This is a genomic window from Kocuria rosea (assembly GCF_006094695.1).
Taxonomy (GTDB): Bacteria; Actinomycetota; Actinomycetes; order Actinomycetales; family Micrococcaceae; genus Kocuria; species Kocuria rosea.
Genome location: NZ_CP035103.1, coordinates 356275 through 381705 on the forward strand (window position 1 = coordinate 356275; position 25431 = coordinate 381705).

Genomic DNA, 25431 nt, shown 5'->3' on the forward strand with positions numbered 1-25431 from the left:
CCCACGCTACCGAGTGCCGCACCGCAGCTGCCGGGCCCATTCAATCGGCTCCGGCGACGGTCAGGATGATCAGCGCCACGTTCAACGACACGATCAGGGCCACCACCACCCAGGCGGCGACGGTCAGAGCCACCTTGTTCACGAAGACCCCCATCAGGGCGCGGCTGCTGCTCAGCCGCACTAACGGGATCAGAGCGAAAGGGATGCCCAGGCTCAGCAGCACCTGGGACAGCACCAGCGCCCAGGTCGGATCCACTCCGACCGCGATGATGACCAAGGCGGGGATCAAGGTGATCAGCCGACGGACGAACACCGGGATGCGCAGGTGCAGCAAACCGCCCATGATTGCCGACCCGGCGTAGGAGCCCACCGAGGTCGAGGCCAGCCCGGAGGCCAGCAACCCGATGCCGAAGGCGATCCCGACGGCCGGACCGAGGGCGGCGGTGATCGCCGCATGGGCTCCTTCGATGCTGTCGGTACCGGGCACCCCGGCGAGGTTGCCCGCGGCCAGTAACAGCATCGCGATGTTCACCGACCCGGCCACGAGCAGGGACAGCAGCACGTCCCACCGGGTGGCGCTCAGCAGCCGCGGCAAGGCCTCGGTGGGCACTGAGCGCCCGTGGCGATCGCGCGCCAGGGCGGAGTGGGCGTAGATGGCGTGGGGCATCACCGTGGCCCCGAGCATGCTCGCGGCCAGCAGCACCGTCGGGGTGCCCTCGAACCGCGGCACGATCCCGGCGACGGCCTCACCCCAGGACACGGGGCCGAAAAACAGGCCGGTGACGAAACCCGCGGTGACGATCGCCAGCAATCCGGTCACGACGAACTCGAAGAACCGGGGGCCGCGGTGGGTCTGGAGGACCAGCAGCAGCATCGAGATCACCCCGACGATCACGCCCCCGGCCAGCAGAGGGATCCCGAAGAGAATGTGCAGGGCGATCGCCCCACCGATCACCTCGGCCAGATCCGTGGCCGCGGCCACCAGCTCGGCCTGGACCCAGTACCCCAGTCGCCGGCCCCGGGGCAGACGGTCACCCAGCAACTCGGGCAGACTCGATCCGGTGACCAGCCCGACCTTGGCCGAAAGGTACTGGATGAGGACCGCCATGGCATTGGCGGCCACCAGCACCCACACCAGCAGATATCCGTACTGGGCGCCGGCAGTGAGATTCGCCGCGACGTTGCCCGGATCCACGTAGGCCACGGCGGCCACAAAAGCCGGGCCCAGTAACCACGGCAGCGGCTGCCGGCGCACCCACCGCTCCCCGGGGGAAGAGGCGGCAGCGCCCGTGGAGCCGGTGCGCCCCGTCCCGATCCTCATAGAAAGTTAACCTATACGAACTTTTCGCTGCGGGGAACCGGAAGCCTGACTGCCGGGCACGCTCATGATTTCCCGGGCTTCGCCTCCACGAAAGGTGGATGGCATCGACGGCCGATCACAGTGGCGCGGAACGTCAGAGGTGCGGGCTTCCCGGGCGGGTGAACTGCCGGCCAGTGGCGGTGGCACGACACGCTCAGGATCTCGGCTTACCCGGGGTTGCGCGGCGGAGCCGGCCGAGGCCGGGCACGAACCGGCCGGTGGCTGCGGCATAGGAGGCGTATACCTGTCGGTGGGTGCGCAGCAGGTAAGGCTCTTCGACGAGACGGACCTGTAGCTCGACGGCCACCAGCAGGCACAGCAGGGCTGCTGCACTGACCGCGGTGGGCACCAGAAGGGCCAGGCCGGCCATGGTGGTGAGCATCGCCGTGAAAATAGGGTTGCGCACCACGGCGAAAGCCCCGGTGGTGACCAGTTCTGTCCGTTCGGTGGCGTCGACGCCCACCCGCCAGGAGGCGCCCATGCCGGCCTGGGCGGCCAGTACACCGAAGAACCCCACGATGGTGATGAACGCCCCGGCCCAGGTGAAAGCCGCTGGTAGTCGGGGCGCGGCCACGGCGCCGGTGAGGGCGAGGACAGGCCCTGCTGCGCCGAGGACCAGAGCGATCGCGAAAAGTATTCCGCCCCACCACTCAGCAGAGCCAGGCGCCCCGCTCAACCCGCGGAAACCGGTGGACCCGGTGCGGCGCCGATGGATCCACGACCGCGCACCGAAGGCCACCGCCAGGCCGGCCAGATACAGGCTCAGCGCCAGAGCCGCGGCCATCATAGTCCTCCTCGATCAGGCTCATTCCAGCCCCCGGGCTGGCCCTGGCGGGGCGTGGAGGCATACTCAAACCACCCCCTAACAGTACACGGAAACCTGTACTTTTAGGGGGGAAGCGTGGTGACCCTTGCCCACATCTCGCCCCTGTCCCGGTGTGCCGTAGCGCAACTTCACCACCGGCGTTGGGCAGATGTCCCTGGATGAGTGGCGCCCGGTTCGTTTCGCCGTCGACCAGTAGAACTCGGCCGGGAGGTGAAGCGGACATGCCATCTCCCTTTTTCGGAGAAGCCCCGTGGTGTGTCGGCGACCAGCAGGAGCCTCGTCCCTTTTCGGTTGCAGGGCCAATCCGCCCCTCCCGTGCCGCAGCACTACGAGGGTTTCCCTGGCCGTCACCGCACCGATGAAGATCCTGGCAGCGAGAAAATTATTCCTTCCGCGTGGCGATGGCGGCGTCGTCGACCGGGGACTGCTGCGGGGACTCCGCGGCCAGCTCCGGGTGGTGCAGGTCCAGCGCCGGCCGCTCGGAGCGGATGCGCGGCAGCGAGGTGAAGTTGTGCCGCGGCGGCGGGCAGGACGTCGCCCACTCCAGGGATCCGCCGAAGCCCCAGGGGTCGTCGACCTCGACCTTGGTGCCGTTGCGCCAGGTGGTGTAGACGTTCCAGAACCACGGGATCATCGAGACGCCGAGGAGCATCGCCCCGACCGTGGAGATCTGGTTCATCCAGGTGAAGTTGTCCTCCGGCAGGTAGTCCGCGTAGCGCCGGGGCATCCCTGAGACCCCGAGCCAGTGCTGGATCAGGAAGGTCATGTGGAAGCCGAGGAACAGCAGCCAGAAGTGGATCTTGCCGATCCGCTCGTTGAGCATCTTGCCGGTGAACTTGGGCCACCAGAAGTAGAAGCCGGCGAACATGCCGAACACCACGGTGCCGAAGATGACGTAGTGGAAGTGGGCGACCACGAAGTAGGAGTCATTGAGGTGGAAGTCCAGCGGCGGGGCAGCGAGGATCACCCCGGTCAGGCCGCCGAAGAGGAAGGTGAACATGAACCCCAGGACCCACAGCATGGGGGTCTCGAAGGTGATCGAGCCCTGCCACATCGTGCCGATCCAGTTGAAGAACTTCACCCCGGTGGGTACGGCGATCATCATGGTCATGAACGCGAAGAAGCTCAAGAACACGGCTCCGGTCACGTACATGTGGTGGGCCCACACGGTCACCGACAGCGCGGCGATGGTGATGGTCGCGAACACGAGGCCCTTGTAGCCGAACAGCGGCTTGCGGGAGAACACCGGGATGATCTCGGAGACGATGCCGAAGAACGGCAGCGCCAGGATGTAGACCTCGGGGTGGCCGAAGAACCAGAAGAGGTGCTGCCACAGCACCGCCCCGCCGTTGGCCGGGTCGAAGATGTGCCCACCCAGGGTCCGGTCCATGCCGAGGGCGAACAGTGCAGCGGTGAAAGGCGGGAACGCCATGATCACGAGCAGCGAGGTGATGAGCGTGTTCCAGGTGAACAGGCCCATCCGCCACACGGTCATGCCGGGGGCGCGCATCGCGATGATCGTGGTGATGAAGTTGACCGCGCCCATGATCGTGCCGAAACCGGACAAAATCAGGCCGAACACCCACAGGTCACCACCGGAGCCTGGGGTGAAAGAAGCGTTGCTCAGCGGTGCGTAGGCGTACCAGCCGAAGGAGGCCGCGCCCTGCGGGGTGAGGAAGCCGGCGGTCGCGATCAGCGAGCCGAACAGGAAGAACCAGAACGCCAGGGCGTTGAGCCGCGGGAAGGCGACGTCGGGGGCGCCGATCTGCAGGGGGACGATGACGTTGGCGAAGCCGACGAACAGCGGGGTGCCGAACATCAGCAGCATCAGCGTGCCGTGCATGGTGAACAGCTGGTTGTACTGCTCCTTGGTCTCCAGGATCTGCATGCCCGGGGCGAAGAGCTCGGCGCGGATCAGCAGCGCCATGACGCCGGCGAGGCAGAAGAAGGCGAAGGAGGTGATCAGGTACATGTACCCGATCGTCTTGTGGTCGGTGGAGGTCAACCACTGCACCACCATCCGGCCTTTGGAGCGCGGCACGACCGTCGGGTGGGCTGTGCTTCGGAGCTGGTCGGCGGTGTAATCATAAATAGCCATGCGGTCTCCTCGGGCCCAAATGCCGTACGTATTCAAACGCCGATTACCGTAGCGCACATAGCTGGAGCTGCTCGGGGACGATTCTTGTACCGCCATCCGTGGAAATTTCCCTGACATCGGCCACCGAGCCTTTTAGGGCGGCACGCGTCCCCGCCACAGCGCGGTCAACGGCTCCCCGTACCGTCCGCACGCACCACAAAGGCATGTGCCGCCCGCCACGAGGCGCCATAATTTGCAGGACATTAATAGGAAAAAGTCGAGAAAAATTTACAACTTCATCAAATCTTGATTGTTTTCTTTATAGTTCCTATACATTCCCGAATGGGATTGTGATTGTTTCGTGATCTTCTTGTACTCTTCGATGCGTGCCGGCCACTGATCCTGTCGGCGCCTTCGGGCACATCGCCGAATTCTGCCGGTGCCCGAGGTTCATTACACAGAAACTGCTTGGCAGAAGCGGGGGAACCACATGCGGTCCCGATGATTCGGGTCCTAGGGGTTAAGTCGCCAGAGCATCCCGCCCTGCGACCGGGTGTCTCCCACCCGCATCCGACAGCTCACCTCGTAGGCAAAGGGAGGAGTACATCCATGGCATTCTTCAAGCACACTTCTGCTCGTCACCGCGCCGAGACCCCCTCGTGCCGGGCGCGTAACACCACCATCGCTGCTGCTGCTGGCGTGGCAATCCTTGGATCCGTGGCCCCGGCCCAGGCCTATGCGGAGCTCCCGGCTGCCCCGGCCGCCACGTCGTGGGCCCCGGCTTCGTCCTCTTTGGGGAGCCAGGGCTCCTACGTCACCCCGGCCCCGGTGGCGGCGCAGACGGCTTCGAGCGTGAGCCCGCAGTCCACCGCGATCACCGAGATCGCCCCCGCCACTGGCGGCATCGTGGGTACGGCCATGCAGGGTGTGGGCACCGGCTATGTCTGGGGCGGCACTTCCTTCGGTGCCTGGGACTGCTCTGGATTCACCGGGTGGGTCTACGCCCAGCAGGGTATCGATATTCCCCGCACCAGTTTCCAGCAGATCGCAGCCGCCACCCCGACCTCCACTCCGCAGCCCGGGGACCTGGTGTCTCAGAACGGTGGCAACCACATCGGCATCTACATCGGTGGCGGCAAGATGGTCTCTGCGCTGAACCCGACCCAGGGCACCTTCGTCCACTCCGTCAACGCCATGCCCCTCGATGGGTACTACACCTACCGCTGAGCTTCGCCCCACCAGTGGTGGCCGGTTGACGGGAGGCCTTCCGTCAGGTGCGAAGTGCTCCGAGAGGATCGTCATCGGCGACATATTTGGGGTACTTCGTGCCTGGATCGCAGAGTCGATCGGTCGCCACGGCCCGGCCGCCTTGCACCCGGTCGGGAAACGGCGCACGGGCGGGCTGCCCAGCGGAGCAGCGCAGAAAGTGATCATGGGCTCCACCCGTCTCCTGCCGGAGGCAGACAATCGCCTTCCCTCCCCGCAGGGGCATTGCGGCAACGGCCGCACGAGGTGCCGTGGTGGTTCGAGGACGGGGGCGCCGCAGTGGCGGACGGCACCCCCATCCGCCCACACCGTAGGGACACAAGCTGGACATTGCCCGAGCCTCGCTCGACCCCGCCCCTCTTTGATACAGATTCTGCTGTACGGTTGTGGCATGAGGATCTTGTCCCCGGTCGAGGTGATGTCCCGGTTCGGCAAAGCACTGGCCGATCCCACCCGGGCCGCGGTGCTGCTGCAGCTGCAGCAGGGCCCGGCGGTGCCCTCGGAACTGGCGGCCCAGATCGGGGTGAGCCGGCAGATCCTGTCCAACCACCTGGCCTGCCTGCGCGACTGCGGGCTGGTCGTGGGCGTGCCGGCCGGACGCAATGTGCGCTATGAGCTCTCGGACCCGAAGCTGGCCCACGCCCTGGAGGACCTGCTGGGCACGATTCTCACCGTCGAGGCGGTGTGCCAGTGCGGCACGCCGGAGTGCGCCGCCGAGGAGCTCGCCGGTGCGGCCAGCACCCAAGAGGTTCCGGCGTGAGCGGTGAGCACGATCACGCCCACGGTGCCACCGGGCGGCGGGGAAAGCTGGCAGTAGTCTTCGCCATCACCGCCACGATCATGGTCGCCGAGATCATCGGCGCGGTGATCTCGGGCAGCCTGGCGCTGCTGGCCGATGCCGGGCACATGTTCACCGACTCCGCCGGGCTGCTGATCGCGCTGATCGCGGCGACCCTGGCCCTGAAGCCGGCCACGGACAAACGCACCTGGGGGTACAAGCGGGCGGAGATCGTCGCCGCGGCCGCCCAGGCCTCGGTGCTGCTGGCCGTGGGCGGGTTCGTTGCCGTCGAAGGTATCCGCCGGCTGCTGGAGCCCCCGGAGGTCGAGTCTTCGGCCATGCTGTGGTTCGGGGTGATCGGGCTGGTCGGCAACATCATCGGGCTGATCATCCTGGCCTCGGGGCGGGGAGAGAACCTGAACATGAAGGCCGCCTTCCTGGAGGTCGCCAACGACGCCCTGGGCTCGGTGGCGGTCATCGTCTCCGCGATCGTCATCGCCACCACTGGGTGGACCCAGGCGGATGCGATCGTGTCCCTGCTGATCGCCGCCCTGATCGTGCCCCGGGCCCTGATTCTGCTGCGCGACACCATCGAGGTCCTGATGGAAACCACTCCCAAGGGTCTGGATCTGGATGAGGTCCGCACCCGCCTGGAGTCCCTGCCCCACGTGGTGGGGGTGCACGACCTGCACGCCTCACGCATCGACTCCGACACCCCGGTGCTCTCGGCCCACGTCACCGTCCACGACGGCTGCCTGAGCGCCGAGCACGCCGGTGTCGTGCTGGCGGATCTGCAGGCCTGTGTGGCCCGTGACTTCGACGTGGCCATCGAGCACTCCACCTTCCAGATCGAACCGGCCTCCCACCGCGGGGACGAGACTCTCCGCCACTAGAACCCCTCCACTCCCGGTATGCCCTGCTGCCTGAGACAGAACGGAAACCCCTTGTGAGCACTACCGCCAGTACGAGCGCCCCCCAGCGGAAACCCTCGAAGGCCAAGATCCTCGTGTGGATCCTCCTGGTCGCCATCGTGGCCGCCGTGGCCATCCCGATCCTCATCGCCCGTGCCAATTCCACCCCTGAAGTACCCGAAGATGTGGGGCAGCTGGTGCGAGAGAACAGCCGAGTGCTCTCGAAGGCCCCGGATGAGCAGGCGGTGCTGGTGGAGTTCCTGGACTACGAGTGCGAGGCCTGCCGGGCCGCCTACCCCTTCGTCGAAGACCTGCGGGCCGAGTACGGCGACACCGTCACCTTCGTGCACCGCTATTTCCCGTTGCCGGGTCACCGCAACTCCGTCAACGCCGCGGTGGCCGTGGAGGCCGCCGCCCAGCAGGGACAGTACGAGGCCATGTATCAGCGCATGTTCGAGACCCAGGCCGAATGGGGGGAATCGGCCGAGGACCAGAGCGCACTCTTCCGCGGCTTCGCCGAGGACCTCGGCCTGGACATGGCCGCCTTCGATGCCGCGGTGGCCGACCCGGCCACCGAAGAGCGGATCAAGCTCGATGTGGCTGACGGTGAAGCCCTGGGCGTGGCCGGGACCCCGACGTTCTACCTCGACGGAGAAGTGCTCAACCCCGAATCCCTGGAAGCCTTCCGGGCCGCTGTCGAGACCGCAGCCACCGACTGACCCGATGACCAGTCCATCCCGCACCACCACCACACCACCGCCCGCCCCGTCGGCGCCGGCCCTGGCAGTGGTTGGACGGCGCCGGGGCGTCGCCACCGCTGCTCTCATCGTTGTCGGCCTGATGACCCTCACCGTGCTGTGGGTGGCCCTGAGCTCCTCCGGGGCCACCGCGGCCCGGGAGGTGCTCGATCCCGGGGCGATGGTGCGCTGGGGACTGCCGGCGGCCACGACCGTGCACCATCTGGCCATGTCCATCACCTGGGCAGGGCTGGTCTTCGCCACCACCGTCGTGCCCCGGTCCACCCCGGCCCACGGCGCGAGAACACCCGGAGCCGAGCACCCGGCCTTCGCCCGGGTGCTGAACGTGGCCGCGGGGGCGGCGGCGGTGTGGACGCTGGCCGCGGTGGCGATCATCGTGCTCAGCTACGCCGACACCATCGGTGCCCCCGTCTCGGGCTCGACCGAGTTCACCGGACAGCTGGGCTACTACGTGACCCGCCTGATTCCCGGCCAGGCGTGGGCGGTGACCGCGGTGATGGCCGCGCTCACCACCACCTTGGCCGTGCTCGCCCGCTCCCCGGGGCCGGTGACCGCCACCACCGTGGTGGCCCTGGCCGCCGTCATTCCGCTGTCCCAGCTCGGGCACGTGGCCGGGGTCGATGACCACAACGGGGCCGTCAACGCTTTGGCCCTGCACCTGCTCGGGGCCGGGATCTGGACCGGCGGGATCATCGTGCTCGCCCTGCTCGTCCCGCTGTTGACCACCCCGCAGGCCACGCACGGCGTGCTGGTGCGTTTCTCCGCCCTGGCCGCGGTGGCTTTCGTCGTGGTGGCCGTCTCCGGGGTTATCAACACCGTCTACCGGATCGGTGGGTGGGACGGGCTGGCCTCCGGCTACGGGGCACTGGTGATCGCCAAGACGATCGCCACCGTGGCCCTGGGGGTGCTCGGGTACCTCAACGGCCGGGTCATTGCTGCCGGGCCTGCGAGCCGGGGCAGGGTGTGGCGGCTGATCACCGTGGAGGCCTTCATCCTCTGCGCGGTGATGGCCCTGGGCGTGGCCCTGGGGCGCACCCCCACCCCGGTGCCCCTGGAACGGGAACCGGACATCACCGCCGCCGAGATCCTCACCGGCTACCTGCTGCCCCCACCGCTGAGCGCCTCCGGGTGGGTCACCCAGTGGCGCCTGGACTGGCTGTGGATCGCCGTGGCGATCCTCGCAGCCTGCCTCTACCTGGCCGGGGCGCGACGCCTGCGCTACACCAGGACACCGTGGCCGGTGGCGCGCACGGTGGCGTTCCTGGCCGGACTCGTGCTGCTGGTCTATGTCACCTGCGGGCTGCCGGCCGTCTACGCCCCGATCCTGTTCAGCATCCACACCACCGCCCACCTGCTGCTGGCCTTCCCGGTGCCGTTGCTGCTGATCGCCGGACGACCCGGGCTTCTGGCCGCGGCCCTGGTGCCGGCCCGCACCGACGGCTCCACCGGGGCGCGCGAGCTCACCACCGCATGGCGCACCTCCCGGACCGGGGCGCTGATGGCCCACCCGATCCCGGCCGCGGTCCTGGTCCTGGCCGGGCTCGGTGTCTTCTACTACACCCCCGCCTTCGCCCTGGCCCTGCACACCCACGTCGGCCACGAACTGATGAATACCACCGCCCTGGTCCTGGGCCTGATCTTCGCCGCCGCCGTGCTGGTCCCACCACGCGACCGGGCTGCGGTGCACACCCAAGCTCTGACGCTGGTCGGGACAGCCACCGCCCTGGGGCTCTGGGCGGGGGCCACCGCCCTGTCCCCAGCGCTGATCCAACCGGAGTGGTTCTCCGGGCTGGGGAGGGACTGGGGCCCCGCCCCGCTGGCGGACCAGCAATCCGCGGCCAGCTCCATCCTCCTGGCCGGGGCCCTGCCCCTGTTGGCCACCGCCCTGGCCGTCCTGGCCCGAAGACCCCAGGCCGACACCCCTGTCATCGACAACGGAACCGTCAAGGACACCCACCATGGCTGACCCCACCACCAGCACCACCCATCACACCGACGCCGGCCCGGCCACCGAGACCCACCTGCCCGGCTTCGCCCGGTACCGGCCCTTCGCGGTCCTGCTGCTGGTGACCGGGGTGATCGGTTGGATCGCCTCCGGTGTCCTGGTGCTCGAGCGCCTGGCCCTCTACCGCGACCCCGGCCACGTCACCAGCTGCGACATCAACCCCTGGGTCTCCTGCGGGCAGGTCATGGGCACCTGGCAGTCGGAACTGTTCGGCTTCCCCAACCCGCTGATCGGCATCGTCGCCTTCGCCGTGGTCATTACCACCGCCATGGCGGCCCTCTCGGGGGCGCGGTTCGGGCGCTGGTACTGGATCGGGCTGCAGGTCGGGGTCACCGCCGGGGCGGTGTTCGCGATCTGGTTGTGGTCCCAGGCGCTGTTCTCCATCTACATCCTGTGCCTGTACTGCATGATCGTGTGGGCGGCGATGATCCCGCTGACCATCCTGCTCACCATCCGCAACATGGTCCACGGCATCATCCCCGCCCCGCCCGGGCTGGCCCGCTTCGCCGCCGACTGGGCCTGGACCCTGGTCGCCATCACCTACGTCGCGGTGGCCGCCTCGGTGTTCTTCCGCTTCTTCACCGCCTTCACCGGCCTCTGACACCCACCGGTCGCGGTGCTCCCACGGGGGTCGACACCGTCGACGGTGTCAGACCCAGCTTGCCCATCAGACTCATCATCCGTGGCCCATGTTCCGCTGACAGACATCGGGTGATCGCCGGCCGCGTCCGGTCGGACGCGTTGCATCAGGTCGCCATCGCAGGGGCTCGGGATCCCGTCTTGGAAGGTATTACCGCTGTAGCGCTTCGATCGGCATCTGACGTTGGTACCTCGCCAGGGTAATGTCATCCTTCAGTCGCGATCATGCTTTCCGAGGTCCGAGGTCCGAGGTCCGAGGTCCGAGGTCCGAGGTCCGAGGCCACGATGCCGCGAGTCCACCGTGAGAGGGAGTCCTGATGGGACGCATGGCGTACGACCTCAGTATGGACAGCACTCTGGCCTTGGCTTGGCAGGGCTATGAGTTCGTGTCCCGGCGGTGTGAACGGTACGGAACCGATGTGTTCCAGACCCGCCTGCTGCTGGAGCCGACGGTGTGTCTGCGCGGTGCGGAGGCCGCGCAGGTCTTCTACGACGCCGACCGGTTCCAGCGACGAGGTGCCTTCCCAATGCGGGTGCAGAAGACGCTGCTCGGTGTCGGTGGCGTGCAGGGCCTAGACGGACAGACCCACCGGGCGCGCAAGCAGATGTTCATGGATCTCATGACCCCGCACGACATCCGTACTTTGACGGGCCTGGTCGCCGACGGCTGGAGAGCCCGGATTATCGGGTGGGAAGCCGCTGACCGCATCGTGCTGTACGAGGAGGTCGGGCAGATCCTGTGCCAGGCGGTCAGTAGCTGGGTCGGTGTCCCCGTCACCGAGTCCCAGGTCAGGGGCCGCACCCAGTCCTTGCACGCCATGATCGAGGCTCCCGCTGCGGTCGGTCCCCGGCACTGGCGGGGCCGGCGCGCCCGCCACGGGGCCGAACAAGCCATTGCGGACCTGGTGGATCGGGTACGCCGCGGGGAGCACGCTGCCCCGGAGGGCAGCGCCTTGCAGGTCGTGTCCACTCACCGCGAGCCTGGTGGGCAGCTGTTGGGCAGCCGGATTGCCGCGGTCGAGCTGCTCAACCTCGTGCGTCCCACGGTCGCGGTCGACCGCTTCATCATCTTCGCGGCCTTGGCCCTGCACCAGCACCCCCAGTGGCGAAGCCGGTTGCGCCAGGGCGGTGACCGCGACGCCGAGTTGTTCGTTCAGGAGGTCCGCCGCTTCTATCCTTTCTTCCCGATGGTCGGTGCTCGGGTGCGCACTGCCTTCGATTGGCAGGGCGTGCACTTCCCCCAGGGGCGTAGAACGCTCCTGGACCTGTACGGCACCAACCACCACCCCGACCTGTGGGAGAACCCCGAGATCTTCGATCCGGACCGCTTCACCACTTGGGACGGCGGCGCCTACGGTCTCATCCCACAAGGCGGCGGGGATCACCACATCGGCCACCGGTGCGCGGGGGAGTGGATCACCATCGCCCTGATGAAGGCGGCGCTGGCCATCCTGACGCGGGAGATGACCTATGACGTCCCGTCCCAGGATCTGCGGATCAGCCTGCGTCGCATGCCCACCCTGCCATCCAGCGGATTCGTGATCTCCGACGTGCGCTCCGTACCGTCGAGCGCAACGGTGGGGGGAGGGCCGCGATGACGTGGGTGTGGGTGGTGGGCTTGGTCTTGGCGGCATTCGCCACCCGCTGGGGCGCTGAGCAGCTGGCCGCTCCCCTGAAGGCGGTACGGCAGCGGTACGGGTTCACCGGCGCCGCCGGCGGCCCACTGGTCGCTCTCGGCAGCGCCAGCCCCGATGTCGGCATCAACGTCGTCAGCGCGGCCACCGGGGCCGGAGCGGTCGGACTGGGCAGCATGCTCGGCTCCACCGTGGTCTCGATCCCGATCACCGTCGCGGTCGGCTACGCGGCGTTTCGGAAGAACCGGGCGACCAGCGACAAGAAACCTGCCGAGCAGGGCGAGGGCCTGCGGATCGAGAAGGGCGCGGTGCTCATCGATGCACTGCCCTACCTTGCCGTCGTCGCCCTGTTCGCGGTGCTCATCCTGCCTCCGGCCTGGCGAGGGTTGCAGCCGATCGATGGCTTGATCGCCGTGGTCGCATACGTCATCTACCTCGGGCAGGCCCTCTTCCGCGGTCGTGGTGGTGAACGTGGTCAGGTCTCGTGGTCGGGGAAACAGACCCTGCTGACGCTCGGCGGTGTAGCCGCACTTGCCGTGGGTTCCTACGTCCTCGTCACCGGAACCCAGCAGATCGGTTCAGCGCTTGGCCTGGCACCGCTGGTCAGCGGGCTGTTCATCACCGCGTTCATGACTGCTCTGCCGCAGGTGTTCACCACCTGGTCCGTGGTCCGCAGTGGGCAGGTGACCAGCGGGATCACCAGCGTCTTCGCCGACCACACCATGACCTTCACGCTTGCGGTGCTGCCTCTGGCGATCGTGACCGTGCCGGTGCAGAACTACCCGGTCGTGCTCACCGTCATGGCTTTCGTTGCGCTCATGCCGGTGCTCTTCGCCGTTCTGAGCTACCGCCGCGAACGCCACGACTCCTACGGGTTCATCCTCCGCGATGTCGTCATGCTCGGTGGGGCTCTGATCGCATATCTCCTGTGCACTGCCGCCGTTCTCTTCTTCCTGGCCGGAGCCGGCGGCCGCTGATAGGGCGAAACCTGGGACAGAGCCTCCACGGGACCTGGTGCGATTCACTCCGGCACGTGGTTCGCGTGCATGTTACTGGGGGGAAGCCTTAGGTGAATGCCAACCGCCTCCAGGGCGCTGACTCCGCTTGCAGCAAAGGGAGTTCCGGAGGATTTCTCCTCGGCTGCTTCTTCGATGCTGCCGGTATATCCGGGCAGCACCAGAGCGCACCCCAGGACGAGGGCGGTGATGGTGGCAGAGCGCTTCACGGGTGACCTTTGCTGGATGTCTGAGTACCGGGCACCGGCACCGGCCGGTCGATGCGCCAAGAAGATATCCGCCTGGCCGTGGTGGTGCCTGGATGGGCGCTGCGAAAGGGGCCCTTCTCGGGCCCGGAAATCAAGGAAGTGCTGGGGCGGGGTGCCGTGATCGGGACGCCATCGCAGGGCGGCGCCGGGAGTATCCCTGATGCGCGCCCCAGCGCCGCGGGGCAGCGGCCCATGGGTTCTTTCCGTGCCTGTTTCTGCAATCCGTTCCCTGCTGGATCACGACGAATCCCGCCCCGTAGCTGGCGGTCTACGCCGCCGGGGTTACAGCCCGGAGTAAGAGTGCAGGCCGGTGAAGACCGTGTTGACGACGGCGAAGTTGAAGATGACGCACAGGTATCCGACGATGGACAGCCAGGCTGAGCGGGTGCCGGTCCAGCCGCGGGTGGCGCGAGCGTGCATATAGGCGGCGTAGACGACCCAGATCACGAACGTCCAGACTTCTTTGACGTCCCAGCCCCAGTAGCGGCCCCAGGACTGCTCGGCCCAGATGGCGCCGGCGGCCAGGGTGAAGGTCCAGAACGCGAAGCCGATCGCGTTGAGCCGGAAGGACAGGTTCTCCAGCGCCTGGGCGGAGGGCACCATGCCCAGGAAGCCCATGCCGGGGGCCTCACCGGCCAGAATGGCTTTCTCCCGGCGGGCCTGCAGCAGTTGGAGGACGGCCATGGCGAAGGTGATGGTGAAGATCCCGGAGGCGGCCACGGCGATGGACACGTGGATGACCAGCCACCAGGACTGCAGCGCGGGGACCAGCGGGCCCACCGGGGTGGGGAAGCCGATGGTGGCGGCGGTGAGCATGATCACCACGAGCCCGGTGACAAGGGTGCCCACGAAGCGCAGGTCCCTCAGCAGCAGCGCACCCAGGTAGACCCCGGCCACGACGAGTGCCCCGGTGGTGGCGAACTCGTACATGTTGCCCCAGGGCACCCGTCCGGCGGCCACCGCCCGGGCCATCACGGCCACGGCGTGCAGGGCGAAGGCCAGGACCATGACGGTCACGGCCGCCCGGGCCGCTGGGCGGCGGGTCCCGGTGTAGCGCATGGAGGAGTCAGCGACGTGTTCGGCCAGCACCGACTGGGCGGAGGCCGGGTACCCGCGGCCGCGGTCACCGGTGCCCAGCCCGGCCCGGGAATCATCGGCCTCCACCGTGTTCACCGTGGCAGTGGTTGCCGCGCCGACCAGTTGCCCTTCCGATCTGTTGTGTTGCTCGGGTCGGGCCCTGCGCAGGATCTTGGAGTGGGAGGCCATGTCCCAGGCGAAGGCCACAAAGGCCACCAGGTAGGTCATGGCGGCCAGGAGCATGAACAACTGGCTCCAGGCGCCCAGGTCCTCATTGACGGTCATCGGTGGTGTCCTCTCAGTTGTGGGCCGGCCCGCTGTGGGCCCTGCTCGTTTTGGGGTGTGCGGCAGCGTCAGCGGGCGGGGGCGCGGTGCCCCACTGCTGGGTGAACAGCTCGCCCAGCCGCTGCGCCTCGGCCGCCAGCCGGGGGTCCTCCCCGCGAGCCAGCAGACCGTACTCCAGGATTGTGGTTGGGGCCCCGTCCTTGTCGACGCCTTTCGAGGCCCTCACCCAGAGGCGGCGGCGGGCGATGAACATCGACATCAACAGGCCCGTGAAGGCCAGCACGAAGGACACGAAGGCGCCCGTCCGTCCCGGGTCGTAGACGATATCCAGGCCCACGTAGCGCTTCACATCGAGGAACTCGATGCTGCCCTTGCCCTGGGGCAGCTCGTAGACCGGGCCCGCGGCATCCAGGGTGATCGGCCCATCGGGGGTAAGCATGCCGTTGAGCTCGGTGAGCCCTTCGACGTCAAGCGCGTAGACGTTCTGGGGGACTCCGGAGTCCAGTCCGAGGTCCCCGGAGTAGGAGGACAGGATCAGCTTCGGGTTGGCCAGTCCCGGATCCGCCGACCGCGGGAGCCCATCGGCCCCGGTGACGGCGGTGGGCAGCAGCAGGCCGGTGAAGCCTAGCTGGTCCGGGGCAGCGTCGGGGACCTTGAGCACGAGTGAGGAGGTGTAGACCCCGTCGGAAGGAATGCCCACCACCGGCCCCTCGAAGGCGACGTCGCCGTTGCCGTCGGTCACCCGGATCAGGGGGGCGTAGCCGTTGCCGATCAGGAACGACTTCACCCCGTCGACGTTGACCGGGGCGTTGACCTTCAGGGTCTCCTGCCGCGGCTGTCCTCCGGGTTGCTGGACGGTGACCTCGGCGGTGAAGTCCACCGGAGTCCCGTACTGACTGGGAACGGCGGTGTCGCGGTAAAACTCGACCTCGAAGTTCTCCAGGGTGAGGGAGAACGGCTCCAGCTGGTCGGCGTCGAAGTTGGTGCCCGGGATGAACGCGTCGTAGTTGATCAACGAGTTGGCGAACGAATCGCCCTCCACGAGGATCTTCTGGCCCTTGAAGCCGAACAGGGACCCCACGGCCACGGAGACCAGCACGCCCAGCAGCGCCAGGTGGAAGACGACGTTGCCGACCTCCTTCCACATTCCCCGCTCGGCGGCCACCGACGGCGCCGGTCCTCCTGTGTCGCGCACGGCCACCCGGTAGCCGCGCTTGCCCAGCAGGCGGGCGGCCTGGGCCACGACCTCGTCCGGGGCCGGGGCGTCCGCGGGCCCACCGAGGACCAGGCGGCGGTGCTCGGGCAGCCGTTCCAGCCGTTTAGGGGTGCGCGGGGGCCGCGCCCGCCAGGCCCGCCAGTGCTTGCCCGCCCGGGGCAGTACGCACCCCACCAAGGAGACAAACAGCAGGATGTAGATCGCGGAGAACCACACGGAGGAGAACACGTCGAAGAACTGCAGCCGGTCCAGCCACGGGCCCAGGGTCGGGTTGGCATCGATGTAGTCGGCCACCGCACCCGTGTCCTGGATCCGCTGCGGGAAGGTCGAGCCGGGCACCGCCGCCACCGCCAGCAACAGCAGCAGGAACAGGGCGGTGTTCATCTTCGTCAGCTGCGCCCACGCCCACCGGGCCATCCCGACCGGCCCCAGCGCCGGCAGCTCGACATCCCTGGGGTTCTTGCCGGGTCCGGTGGGCGAAGAGCCTCGGGGGTCCCTGCCGGGGGTGTCCTCAGGGGTGCTCTGCCTGCTGCTAGTGGTGCTCATGGTGACCTTTCAGCTCCCTGTGCGGGGACGGCGGAGGGGGTGCCGGAAGTCATGCTGTCTCGGCCACCGTGTCCTCGAGGAGGGTCTCGAGGATGGACCGGTCTGCGATCCCCAGGATGCGGGCTGCGACCCGGCCTTGGGCGTCGAGCACCAGCGTGGTGGGCACCGCCCGCGGGGGCACATAGGCGTTCAGGGCCATCACCACCTTCCCGTCCTTGTCTTCGAAGGAGGGGTACGGGATCCCGAAGGTCCGCTCGAAGGCCTCGGCCGTGGCCTGATCATCGCGCAGGTTTACCCCGTAGAAGGCGATCTGCCCCTCGAACTGCTGGGCGAGTTCGGCGAGGTCCGGGGCCTCCACCCGGCACGGAGGGCAGGCCGCGTACCAGAAGTTCAGCAGCGCGGGCTTCCCCCGCAAGTCCTCGGCCGAGAGCTCGGTCCCATCGAAAAGGGTGCCGCTGAACTGCACCGGCTCCCCCCGCTGATCCGGGGCGTACTCCGAGACGGTGCCGTCCCCGGCGATGTAGCCCTTCTCGTCTCCCGTGTTGGCCTGTTGGGCCAGGGGATCTTCCTCCGCACCGCAGCCGGCCATGACCACCCCGAGGACTCCTGCACCGGCCAAGGAGAGCACACGGCGGCGGGACGGGTGGGTGGGCAGTGAAGAGTTCGAGGGCACGGGCATTTCACCTCAGGGTCGAAACGGGCTCGGGGACGGGTAGGGGCTGACCCCGGAAACGATGAACCGGGAAGCCGATAGGCCTCTGAGCGCAACACGGCGGGCCTGTTGTCGAGGGCCTGGGGCGCACGCCGGCACACTCAGAGATGATCGTTATACGTCGATCATAGCAACGGGAATCACCGTTGCCGTCGGGGCGGCGACCACCGGCTGCGGGGGCATTGGCTCTCCGGGCAATGGCGATGCGGCCCGAGACGGAGGTGCCGCGGTTAGGGCGGACTCCAGGGAATGACCACGCGCGGTTCTCCTCCGGCGGACAGCTACGGGGACTCCAGATCGAGGGCGAGACCCACGTGCCCCAGGCCGTTTTCGGCCAGCACGCGGGCCATCAGCTCGGCCTTGGTGGTGGCTTGCGGCAGCTGCGGATCGGTGATGTGGGTCGGCAACCCTGGCAGGGCCTCAGCCGCGGATGTCCTCGTAGAGCAGGGTGGAGATGTAGCGCTCCCCGTAGTCGCACACAACCGCCACGATCAACTTGTCGCGGTTCTCCTCCTTGGCGGCATCCTGCAGGGCGGCCCACACGATGGCGCCCGAGGAGATCCCGCCGAGGATGCCCTCCTTGGTGCCCAGCTCCCGGGCGACCCGCACGGAGTCCTCGACGCTCACGTCGTAGACGTCGTCGTAGATGTCCCGGTCGAGGTTGTCGGGGACGAAGTTCGCCCCGAGGCCCTGGATCTTGTGCGGGCCGGCCTTGCCCTCGGTGAGCAGGGGTGAGTCGGCCGGCTCGACGACGACCAGGCGGATGTCCGGCTTCTGCTCGCGCAGGTAGCGGCCCGCGCCGGTGATGGTGCCGCCGGTGCCCACGCCGGAGACGAAGACGTCGACCTGGCCGTCGGTGTCCTCCCAGATCTCGGGGCCCGTGGTCCGGTAGTGGATCGCGGGGTTGGCCTCGTTGGCGAACTGGCTGGCGAGGACGGCGTTGTCACTGGAGCCGACGATCTCCTGCGCCTTCTCGACCGCTCCGCGCATCCCCTCGGCACCGGGGGTCAGGACGATCTCGGCGCCGTAGGCGCGGAGCATGACCCGCCGCTCGGTGGACATGGTCTCGGGCATGGTGAGGATCACCTTGTAGCCGCGGGCGGCGCCGACCAGGGCCAGGGCGATGCCGGTGTTGCCGGAGGTGCCCTCGACGATCGTGCCGCCGGGCTTGAGCTTCCCGGAGTTCTCGGCGGCGTCGACGATGGAGACCCCGATGCGGTCCTTGACGGAGTTCGCCGGGTTGTAGAACTCCAGCTTCACGGCGACGTTGCCGGGCAGGCCCTCGTCGAGCCGGTTGAGGTGGACGAGCGGGGTGCTGCCCACGATCTCGGTGACGTCGTGGTAGATCTTCGCCATGGTGTGCTCCTGGGTGGTGGTGTGGTGAATCGGTGGGTGTTGGGATTCGGTGCGTCACAAGCCGGGGATGTTCTCCCGGGCTCAGACAGGAGTGATGAAGGTGCCGGCGAGGCTTTGGAGCTGATAGATCCACTGCATCCAGATCCCGGTCACCATCAGCAGCCCCACGGCGATCAGTACGGAGCCGCCGGCGATGTTGAAGGTGCGGATGTTGCGGCGGATGTAGCTCAGGGTCGTGGTGACCCAGTTGAGCCCGGCCGCGACCAGGACGAAAGGAAGGCCCAGGCCCAGGCAGTAGGTGAAGCCCAGCAGGGCTCCGCGCCAGGCCCCGCCGGTGGTGGTGCTCAGCGCCAGCACCGCACTCAGGGTCGGGCCCATGCAGGGGGTCCAACCCAGGCCGAAGACCACCCCGAGCAGCGGGGCGCCGGCGATGCCGGTGCGGGGTTGGAAGGACAGCTTCTTGGTCTGCTGCAGGAAGGGGAACTTCCCGACCAGCACCAGGCCCATGAGCGCCACGAACACCCCCAACACCCGCATCAGCGGATCCTGCCACCGCACCAACCAGCCCCCGATGGCGCCGAAGGCCGCCCCGTAGACAGTGAACACGGCCGCGAAACCCAGGATGAACAGCCCCACCCCGGCCAGCACCCGCCGCCGGTTGTCGGCCCGGGTCGGATCGGTCAGCCCGGAGACGTAGCCGAGGTAGCCGGGCACCAACGGCAGGATGCACGGGGAGATGAAAGAGACGATCCCGGCGATCACCGCCAAGGGCACGGCGATGAGCAGGGCCCCGGAGTTCACCGTCTCGGCGAAGTAGCCGCCAATCGTCATCACCATCTCCTCGGGCCAGGGGGCGCCCTGAGACTACCGCACATGACCACTGTCAGCCCAAAACACGGTTATCATCGGTCCATGACGATTTCAGAGTATGTTCCGGATGCCCCTTGTGAGGTGTTGGATCCGGCGGCGGCGTTGTTCCACTCCCTCAGTGACCCGACCCGGCTGGCGATTGTGCAGCGCTTGGCTTCCGGGGAGGTGCGGGTGCGTGATCTCACCAGCGAGCTGGGGCTGGCCCAGTCGACCGTGTCCGGCCATGTGGCGTGCTTGCGTGGTTGCGGGCTGGTGCAGGGTCGGGCGCAGGGGCGCAGCGTGTACTACTCGCTGACCCGCCCGGAGCTGATGGACGTGCTGGCCGCCACTGAGGTGCTGCTGGCGGCCACCGGCAACGCCGTGAGTCTGTGCCCGAACTACGGGCTGGATGCCCGTGACACCCCCCAGATTCAGGAGATCACCCGATGAGCGATGCCTGCGGATGCAGCGACGAGAAGAACGAAACCGGTGAGGCCGGGGAGGAGGCCGAGGGCTTCTGGCAGGTGCGCGAGGTCCGGTTCGCCGCCGCGGCCGGGGTGCTGCTGCTGGCCGGCTGGATCCTGTCGCTGGCCGGGGTTCCTCTGTGGGTGGCGCTGAGCCTGGAGACGGGCGCGCTGCTGGCGGCCGGATGGACGTTCGTGCCCTCCACGCTGCGCCGGCTGGCCCGGGGCAAGATCGGGGTCGGGACCCTGATGACCATCGCCGCCGTCGGAGCGGTCGCCCTGGGGCAGATCGAGGAAGCGGCGATGCTGGCCTTCCTCTACGCCATCGCCGAGGCCCTGGAGGAGTACTCGGTGGCGCGCACCCGGCGCGGGCTGCGCGCGCTGCTGGAGCTGGTCCCGGATCAGGCCACGGTGCTCCGGGCCGGGGTGCAGGTCACCGTGCCCCCGGCTGAGCTGGTACTGGGGGACCGGATGGTGGTGCGGCCCGGGGAGCGGGTGGCCACCGATGGGCGGATCCTCACCGGGCGCACCTCCCTGGACACTTCGGCGCTGACCGGGGAGTCCGTGCCCGTGGAGGCCGGCCCCGGCGCGGAGGTCTACGCCGGGTCCATCAACGGCACCGGCCCGCTGGAGGTGGAAGTCACCAGCACCGCCGAGGACAATTCCTTGGCGAAGATCGTGCACATCGTCGAGACCGAGCAGTCCCGCAAAGGCCCCGGCCAGCGACTGGCCGATGCGATCGCCAAACGCCTGGTGCCGGGCATCCTCATCGTCGCCGCCCTGATCATCGCCTACGGGTTCATCGTGGGGGAGCCGGTCCTGTGGTTCGAACGCGCCCTGGTCGTGCTGGTCGCCGCTTCCCCGTGCGCCCTGGCGATCTCGGTGCCCGTCACCGTGGTGGCCTCGGTCGGAGCCGCCAGCCGCATCGGGGTGCTGATCAAGGGCGGGGCCGCGGTGGAGACCCTGGGCAAGATCGGCACCATCGCCTTGGACAAGACCGGCACCCTCACCCGCAACGCCCCGGCCGTCATCGAGGTCGCCACCGCTGGCGGGGTGGACCGGCAGCAGGTGCTGGGGCTGGCCGCCGGGTTGGAGGCCCGCAGCGAACACCCCCTGGCCCGGGCCATCCTCGCCGCCACACCTGAGCGGGCCGAGGTGACCCAGGTGGACACCGTGCCCGGGGCCGGGCTCTACGGCACCCTGGACGGCGCCCGCCTGCGCCTGGGCCGGCCCGGGTGGATCGACCCGGGGCCCCTGGCCGCCGAGATCGAGCGGATGCAGCGCTCCGGGGCCACCGCCGTGCTCATCGAGCAGGACGGGAAGGTTCTTGGGGCGATCGCGGTGCGCGATGAGCTGCGCCCGGAGGCCCGGGAGGTGATCACCCGGCTCAACCGCGCCGGGTACACCACCGCGATGCTCACCGGGGACAACACTCTCACCGCCCATGCCCTGGCCGCAGCCGCCGGGATCACCCAGGTCCACGCCGACCTGCGCCCGGAGGACAAAGCCGAGATCATCCGCACCCTCAAGGCGCAGCGCCCCACGGCGATGGTCGGTGACGGCGTCAACGACGCCCCCGCCCTGGCCACCGCCGACATCGGCATCGCCATGGGCGCAATGGGCACCGACGTGGCCATCGAGACCGCCGACATCGCCTTGATGGGCGAGGACCTCCACCACCTGCCCCAAGCCCTCGAGCACGCCCGGCGGACCCGCTCGATCATGCTGCAGAATGTCGGGGTGTCCCTGGCGCTGATCGCGGTGCTGATCCCCCTGGCCCTGTTCGGGATCCTCGGGTTGGCCGCGGTGGTGCTGGTACACGAGGTGGCCGAAATCCTGATCATCGCCAACGGGGTACGCGCCGGGCGGATCTCCCGCCGCACCCAGCTGCCCACCGCCCAGCCCGCACCGGCTCTGGAACCGGCCGCATGAGCGCCCCCGTCGCCGGGCAGGTCGGCCCTTCGTCCCGATCTGCTCGCCGGTCCCGGACCCTCTTGCTGGCCGGGGCAGCGGCGCTGGCCACCGTCGATCTGATTCTCAAAGCCGTGACCTCAGCCCGTCTCACCGACGGGACCACGGTAGATCTGGGGCCGCTCACGCTGCAGCTGCACCACAACACCGGGGTGGCCTTCAGCCTCGGGGCGGCCCTGCCCTCCTGGGTCATCATCGCCGCGACCGGGGCGATCATCGCCGGGCTGATCTGGTATTTGCTCGTTGCGGCACCCACCCTGACCGGGCTGGCCCGTACCGGAGCGACCCTGATGCTCGGGGGCGCTATCGGAAACTTCCTGGACCGCCTCGACGGGGGAGGGGTGGTGGACTACCTGCACACCGGGTGGTTCCCCACCTTCAATCTCGCCGATGTCTTCGTCACCACCGGGGTCGGCCTCTTGATCCTGGGTACGCTGCTGGCTCCGCGCCCCCAGGACATCTCCGCCGAATAGCCCCCACCTGCTCATCGCGTAACGTCAGGGCCGCCGAGACCTCCTCGGCGGCCCTGGCCCAGGCCACCACGGGTCCCGCCCCGGGCCTTTACTCGTCACGCCCATGCCCGCCGCTCTTTGGCCACAGCCACCGCAGGCGAGGCCCCCGGGCCGCCCGTCGCACCGAGCCGATGACTATCTCAGACCCCTGCACGGCGGCCACAACAGCTTCTCTGCCGGGTAGGCTCGGGTCGAGGCAGTCTCCAGCCCGAGACCCACCACTCCCTGGACAAAAGGCCCTGCACCGTCCCTTGCGGGCAACGTCAGATCCACCCCGTCCAATCAATCGGACTTAGGCGATAGGATCGGGTCATGACGAACACTAGTTGTACGACCGGCCTGGCCCCGGCCGTGGCCCTATTCCACTCCCTGTCCGATCCCACTCGCCTGGCCATCGTGGGGCGCCTGGCCGGCGGTGAAGCCCGAGTGCGGGACCTGGTGGAGGAAACGGGCCTGGCTCAATCCACCGTCTCGGCCCATGTGGCCTGCCTGCGCGAGTGCGGGCTGGTGGCCGGACGCACCGAGGGGCGGCAGATCTTCTACGCTCTGACCCGCCCGGAGCTGATGGATGTGCTCGCCGCCGCCGAGACCCTGCTGGCAGCCACCGGTTCCCAGGTCGCGCTGTGTCCCGCCTACGGCACCTCCACCCAAGAACACTGACAAATACATCACCCTCACCGGGCCCGGCCACGCCCTGAGGGTGAAAGCGGGTGCTGGTGCGCCTTCGGGTGCCCATGACGGGCGCCGCGGCCCATACCCGGTGACAGTGCCCCGGTGATGGTGCCCGGGGCATCGGCTCCCGGCAGCCTTCCCCTGCCTGCTGCGCTCGGCCGCCCGACCCAGCGCAGCACGCCAGGTCCCGGTCGGCGGTTCTCCCCACTGAAGAAAAGAGAGGTTATGGAACTCATCTCCCCCGTGCTGCAGGCGATCGGCCTGTTCGCGGCCACCAACATCGACGACATCATCGTGCTCTCCCTGTTCTTCGCCCGCGGAGCCGGGGCCCGTGGCACCACCGCCAAAATCGGGATCGGCCAGTACGTGGGCTTCGGCGGCATCCTGGTCGCCTCCGTGCTGGTGACCCTGGGCGCCAGCACCTTCCTGCCGCCCGAGGCCATTCCCTACTTCGGCCTCATCCCCCTGATCCTCGGCCTCATCGCGGCCTGGAAGGTCTGGCGCAGCGACGAGGACGACGACGATGACGAGGGGAAGGTCGCCGGCAAACAGGTCAGCATCTGGACCGTCGCCGCAGTCACCTTCGCCAACGGCGGGGACAACATCGGGGTCTATGTGCCCGTATTCGTCACCGTGGGCCCCACCGCGATGGTGGCCTACTGCATCGCCTTTTTGGCCATGGTCGCGGTGCTGGTGGCTATCGCCAAGTACGTGGCCACCCGCAAACCCATCGCCGAAGTCCTGGAACGATGGGAACACATCCTGTTCCCGATCGTGCTGATCGGCCTGGGCGTGGTCATCCTTCTCGAAGGCGGCGCCTTCGGCCTCTAACCCATCCGCCTGCTGAGCTCAGCCCTACGACGGGACCCCGGCTCCCTCGGGCCCGCCCCCGGGCGGTGTGAATGGCCAGGTCGCCCCCATCCTTTGCCTAAACGGTTCACTACCGTCGATCGTGGAACTAGGCTCGGCGCACACGATGCGTACGCCGAAAGGTGGAAACCATGCCGAGGATGTCCGCCTTAGAGGCCTCTTTCTGTCGCAGCGCGCCATGGGGCCTTGTGGCCCGGCGGATGGTTCCTTGGGCGACCCAGGGGTTCCCCGTCACCGGGGACGTGCTGGAGATCGGTGGAGGCAGCGGTGCGATGGCCGAGGCCATCGCCCGAGCCCACCCCCGGGTGCGGCTCACCATGACCGATGCCGACCCGGTGATGGTCGAGGCCGCGCAGGACCGCCTGGCCGGACACCCCTTGGTCCAGGCGCGTCAGGCCGATGCCACTCGGCTGCCCTTCGAGGACGAGTCGTTCGACACGATTCTGAGCTTTCTGATGCTCCACCACGTCATCGAGTGGGAACACGCGGTGACCGAGGCGGCCCGAGTCCTGCGACCGGGCGGGGCCTTCGTGGGATACGACCTGCTGGCCTCACCGATGGCATCCCTGGTGCACCGTGCCGACCGGTCACCGCACCGGCTCATCGAACCGGAAGCCTTCGGACCAGTCCTCGACCAGGCCGGCCTTGCCCGACTCGCCCTCCGGCTGTCCTTCGGCGGTCGGGTCATACGTTTTATCGCCCACAAGCCAGGCAATGCCCAGAACGCTCCCGGCAGCGACATCACTTCCAGGAGCAGCCGATGAATAGCGCGCCCATCACCCCCGGAACCATCCATGAGGAGCTGGAGCGGGTCCGCGCGGACTTCCACGCCCTGATCATTGAAGCGACCCCTGCGGATGTGCACCGGCTCTCGTCAGGCACTCGGTGGACCAACGGGCAGCTGCTGTTCCACATGTTCTTCGGCTACCTGATCGTCCGGCGCCTGCTGCCCCTGGTGCGCCTGATGGGCCGTCTCCCCGAGCCGGTCAGCCGCACCTTCGCCCGGGTGCTGGAGGCCGGCACCCGGCTCTTCCACCTGATCAACTACTTCAGCGACCGTGGGGCCGCGCGGGTGATCCACGGTCCGCGGCTGATCCGGTGGTTCGACCGCACCGTCGACGTCCTGCAGGCCCAGCTCGCCGCCGAGCCCGCGGCCGCACTGGTCCGTGGGATGCACATGCCCGTGTCCTGGGACCCGTACTTCCGGGACTGGATGAGCCTGGCCGAGATCTACCACTACGGCACTCAGCACTACGATCACCACCGACGGCAGCTGACCATCGGCCGGCCATCCTGAGGAGGCCCCTGAGGAGCTGAGTAGTGCGGTCGGGACGGCCCAGTGGGCGTCCTGCGTTCTGGGCGGGATCGCCACGTCAGGGTCGA

The 25431-nt window shown here is 68.3% G+C and carries 25 protein-coding genes and 1 riboswitch; of the genes, 15 read left to right on the forward strand and 10 right to left on the reverse strand.

Annotated elements, in window-relative coordinates:
• Positions 1-40: 40 nt before the first annotated feature.
• From EQG70_RS01585 to ctaD, 3 genes are all read right to left on the reverse strand, one after another.
• Positions 41-1321, reverse strand: a complete 1281-nt coding sequence (locus EQG70_RS01585; protein WP_186374934.1) for an Nramp family divalent metal transporter — start codon at positions 1319-1321, stop codon at positions 41-43.
• 193 nt (positions 1322-1514) lie between these two features.
• Positions 1515-2147 carry a methyltransferase family protein gene (locus EQG70_RS01590; RefSeq protein ID WP_062737370.1) on the reverse strand — a complete coding sequence of 211 codons (633 nt, stop codon included), beginning with the start codon at positions 2145-2147 and terminating at the stop codon, positions 1515-1517.
• Between the two features lie 421 nt (positions 2148-2568).
• Positions 2569-4284: an aa3-type cytochrome oxidase subunit I gene (gene ctaD, locus EQG70_RS01595; protein WP_062737369.1), complete on the reverse strand. Its 1716-nt coding sequence runs from the start codon at positions 4282-4284 to the stop codon at positions 2569-2571.
• 434 nt (positions 4285-4718) lie between these two features.
• Positions 4719-4870, forward strand: a riboswitch (cyclic di-AMP (ydaO/yuaA leader).
• Between the two features lie 2 nt (positions 4871-4872).
• Between ctaD and EQG70_RS01600 the strand changes: the two genes are divergently transcribed.
• The 8 genes from EQG70_RS01600 to EQG70_RS01635 all read left to right on the forward strand — a co-directional run bounded on the left by EQG70_RS01600 (position 4873) and on the right by EQG70_RS01635 (position 13231).
• The gene (locus EQG70_RS01600) at positions 4873-5490 is read left to right on the forward strand and encodes a C40 family peptidase (RefSeq protein ID WP_062737368.1); all 618 of its coding nucleotides are present in this window, start codon (positions 4873-4875) and stop codon (positions 5488-5490) included.
• Between the two features lie 430 nt (positions 5491-5920).
• Positions 5921-6289 (forward strand): ArsR/SmtB family transcription factor, encoded by a 369-nt coding sequence (locus EQG70_RS01605; protein ID WP_062737367.1) that lies wholly within the window; start codon positions 5921-5923, stop codon positions 6287-6289.
• Positions 6286-7200 carry a cation diffusion facilitator family transporter gene (locus EQG70_RS01610; RefSeq protein WP_062737366.1) on the forward strand — a complete coding sequence of 305 codons (915 nt, stop codon included), beginning with the start codon at positions 6286-6288 and terminating at the stop codon, positions 7198-7200. Before EQG70_RS01605 ends, EQG70_RS01610 begins: the two co-directional genes overlap by 4 nt.
• 53 nt (positions 7201-7253) lie before the next feature.
• A complete protein-coding gene (locus EQG70_RS01615) occupies positions 7254-7937 on the forward strand; it encodes a DsbA family protein (RefSeq protein ID WP_062737365.1) in 684 nt (227 codons plus the stop codon).
• Between the two features lie 121 nt (positions 7938-8058).
• Positions 8059-9942, forward strand: a complete 1884-nt coding sequence (locus EQG70_RS01620; RefSeq protein ID WP_095650761.1) for a bifunctional copper resistance protein CopD/cytochrome c oxidase assembly protein — start codon at positions 8059-8061, stop codon at positions 9940-9942.
• Positions 9935-10582 carry a vitamin K epoxide reductase family protein gene (locus EQG70_RS01625; RefSeq protein ID WP_095650760.1) on the forward strand — a complete coding sequence of 216 codons (648 nt, stop codon included), beginning with the start codon at positions 9935-9937 and terminating at the stop codon, positions 10580-10582. Before EQG70_RS01620 ends, EQG70_RS01625 begins: the two co-directional genes overlap by 8 nt.
• Positions 10583-10946: 364 nt before the next feature.
• Positions 10947-12218, forward strand: coding sequence for a cytochrome P450 (locus tag EQG70_RS01630; RefSeq protein WP_197723065.1), 1272 nt, complete (start codon positions 10947-10949; stop codon positions 12216-12218).
• Complete coding sequence (locus EQG70_RS01635; protein WP_062737361.1) at positions 12215-13231, forward strand: sodium:calcium antiporter; 1017 nt, start codon at positions 12215-12217, stop codon at positions 13229-13231. Before EQG70_RS01630 ends, EQG70_RS01635 begins: the two co-directional genes overlap by 4 nt.
• A gap of 44 nt (positions 13232-13275) precedes the next feature.
• Here EQG70_RS01635 and EQG70_RS18270 read toward each other — a convergent pair whose 3' ends face one another.
• The 7 genes from EQG70_RS18270 to EQG70_RS01665 form a co-directional block, all read right to left on the reverse strand.
• Entirely contained in the window at positions 13276-13479 is a 204-nt protein-coding gene (locus tag EQG70_RS18270; protein WP_136341273.1) for a hypothetical protein, read from the reverse strand.
• A gap of 321 nt (positions 13480-13800) precedes the next feature.
• Complete coding sequence (gene ccsB / locus EQG70_RS01645; protein ID WP_062737360.1) at positions 13801-14880, reverse strand: c-type cytochrome biogenesis protein CcsB; 1080 nt, start codon at positions 14878-14880, stop codon at positions 13801-13803.
• A 13-nt stretch (positions 14881-14893) separates the two neighbouring features.
• A complete protein-coding gene (resB, locus tag EQG70_RS01650; protein ID WP_109269433.1) occupies positions 14894-16642 on the reverse strand; it encodes a cytochrome c biogenesis protein ResB in 1749 nt (582 codons plus the stop codon).
• A 49-nt stretch (positions 16643-16691) separates the two neighbouring features.
• Positions 16692-17321 carry a TlpA family protein disulfide reductase gene (locus tag EQG70_RS01655; protein ID WP_062737359.1) on the reverse strand — a complete coding sequence of 210 codons (630 nt, stop codon included), beginning with the start codon at positions 17319-17321 and terminating at the stop codon, positions 16692-16694.
• A 314-nt stretch (positions 17322-17635) separates the two neighbouring features.
• Positions 17636-17761: a hypothetical protein gene (locus EQG70_RS18700; protein WP_259915413.1), complete on the reverse strand. Its 126-nt coding sequence runs from the start codon at positions 17759-17761 to the stop codon at positions 17636-17638.
• Between the two features lie 13 nt (positions 17762-17774).
• The gene (cysK, locus tag EQG70_RS01660) at positions 17775-18710 is read right to left on the reverse strand and encodes a cysteine synthase A (RefSeq protein ID WP_109222875.1); all 936 of its coding nucleotides are present in this window, start codon (positions 18708-18710) and stop codon (positions 17775-17777) included.
• Between the two features lie 81 nt (positions 18711-18791).
• Positions 18792-19541: a cytochrome c biogenesis CcdA family protein gene (locus EQG70_RS01665; protein WP_109269432.1), complete on the reverse strand. Its 750-nt coding sequence runs from the start codon at positions 19539-19541 to the stop codon at positions 18792-18794.
• 81 nt (positions 19542-19622) lie between these two features.
• Between EQG70_RS01665 and EQG70_RS01670 the strand changes: the two genes are divergently transcribed.
• From EQG70_RS01670 to EQG70_RS01700, 7 genes are all read left to right on the forward strand, one after another.
• Positions 19623-20009: an ArsR/SmtB family transcription factor gene (locus tag EQG70_RS01670; protein WP_062737356.1), complete on the forward strand. Its 387-nt coding sequence runs from the start codon at positions 19623-19625 to the stop codon at positions 20007-20009.
• Entirely contained in the window at positions 20006-21955 is a 1950-nt protein-coding gene (locus tag EQG70_RS01675; protein ID WP_095650752.1) for a heavy metal translocating P-type ATPase, read from the forward strand. The genes EQG70_RS01670 and EQG70_RS01675 overlap by 4 nt, the downstream gene beginning before the upstream one ends.
• Positions 21952-22467 (forward strand): signal peptidase II, encoded by a 516-nt coding sequence (gene lspA / locus EQG70_RS01680; protein WP_062737354.1) that lies wholly within the window; start codon positions 21952-21954, stop codon positions 22465-22467. Before EQG70_RS01675 ends, lspA begins: the two co-directional genes overlap by 4 nt.
• A gap of 351 nt (positions 22468-22818) precedes the next feature.
• Positions 22819-23166 (forward strand): ArsR/SmtB family transcription factor, encoded by a 348-nt coding sequence (locus tag EQG70_RS01685; protein ID WP_095650751.1) that lies wholly within the window; start codon positions 22819-22821, stop codon positions 23164-23166.
• Positions 23167-23403: 237 nt separating this feature from the next.
• The gene (locus EQG70_RS01690; protein ID WP_109222878.1) at positions 23404-24009 is read left to right on the forward strand and encodes a cadmium resistance transporter; all 606 of its coding nucleotides are present in this window, start codon (positions 23404-23406) and stop codon (positions 24007-24009) included.
• A 239-nt stretch (positions 24010-24248) separates the two neighbouring features.
• Entirely contained in the window at positions 24249-24812 is a 564-nt protein-coding gene (locus tag EQG70_RS01695; protein ID WP_244296704.1) for a class I SAM-dependent methyltransferase, read from the forward strand.
• A complete protein-coding gene (locus EQG70_RS01700) occupies positions 24809-25345 on the forward strand; it encodes a DinB family protein (protein WP_109269430.1) in 537 nt (178 codons plus the stop codon). The genes EQG70_RS01695 and EQG70_RS01700 overlap by 4 nt, the downstream gene beginning before the upstream one ends.
• The last annotated feature ends 86 nt before the right edge of the window (positions 25346-25431 follow it).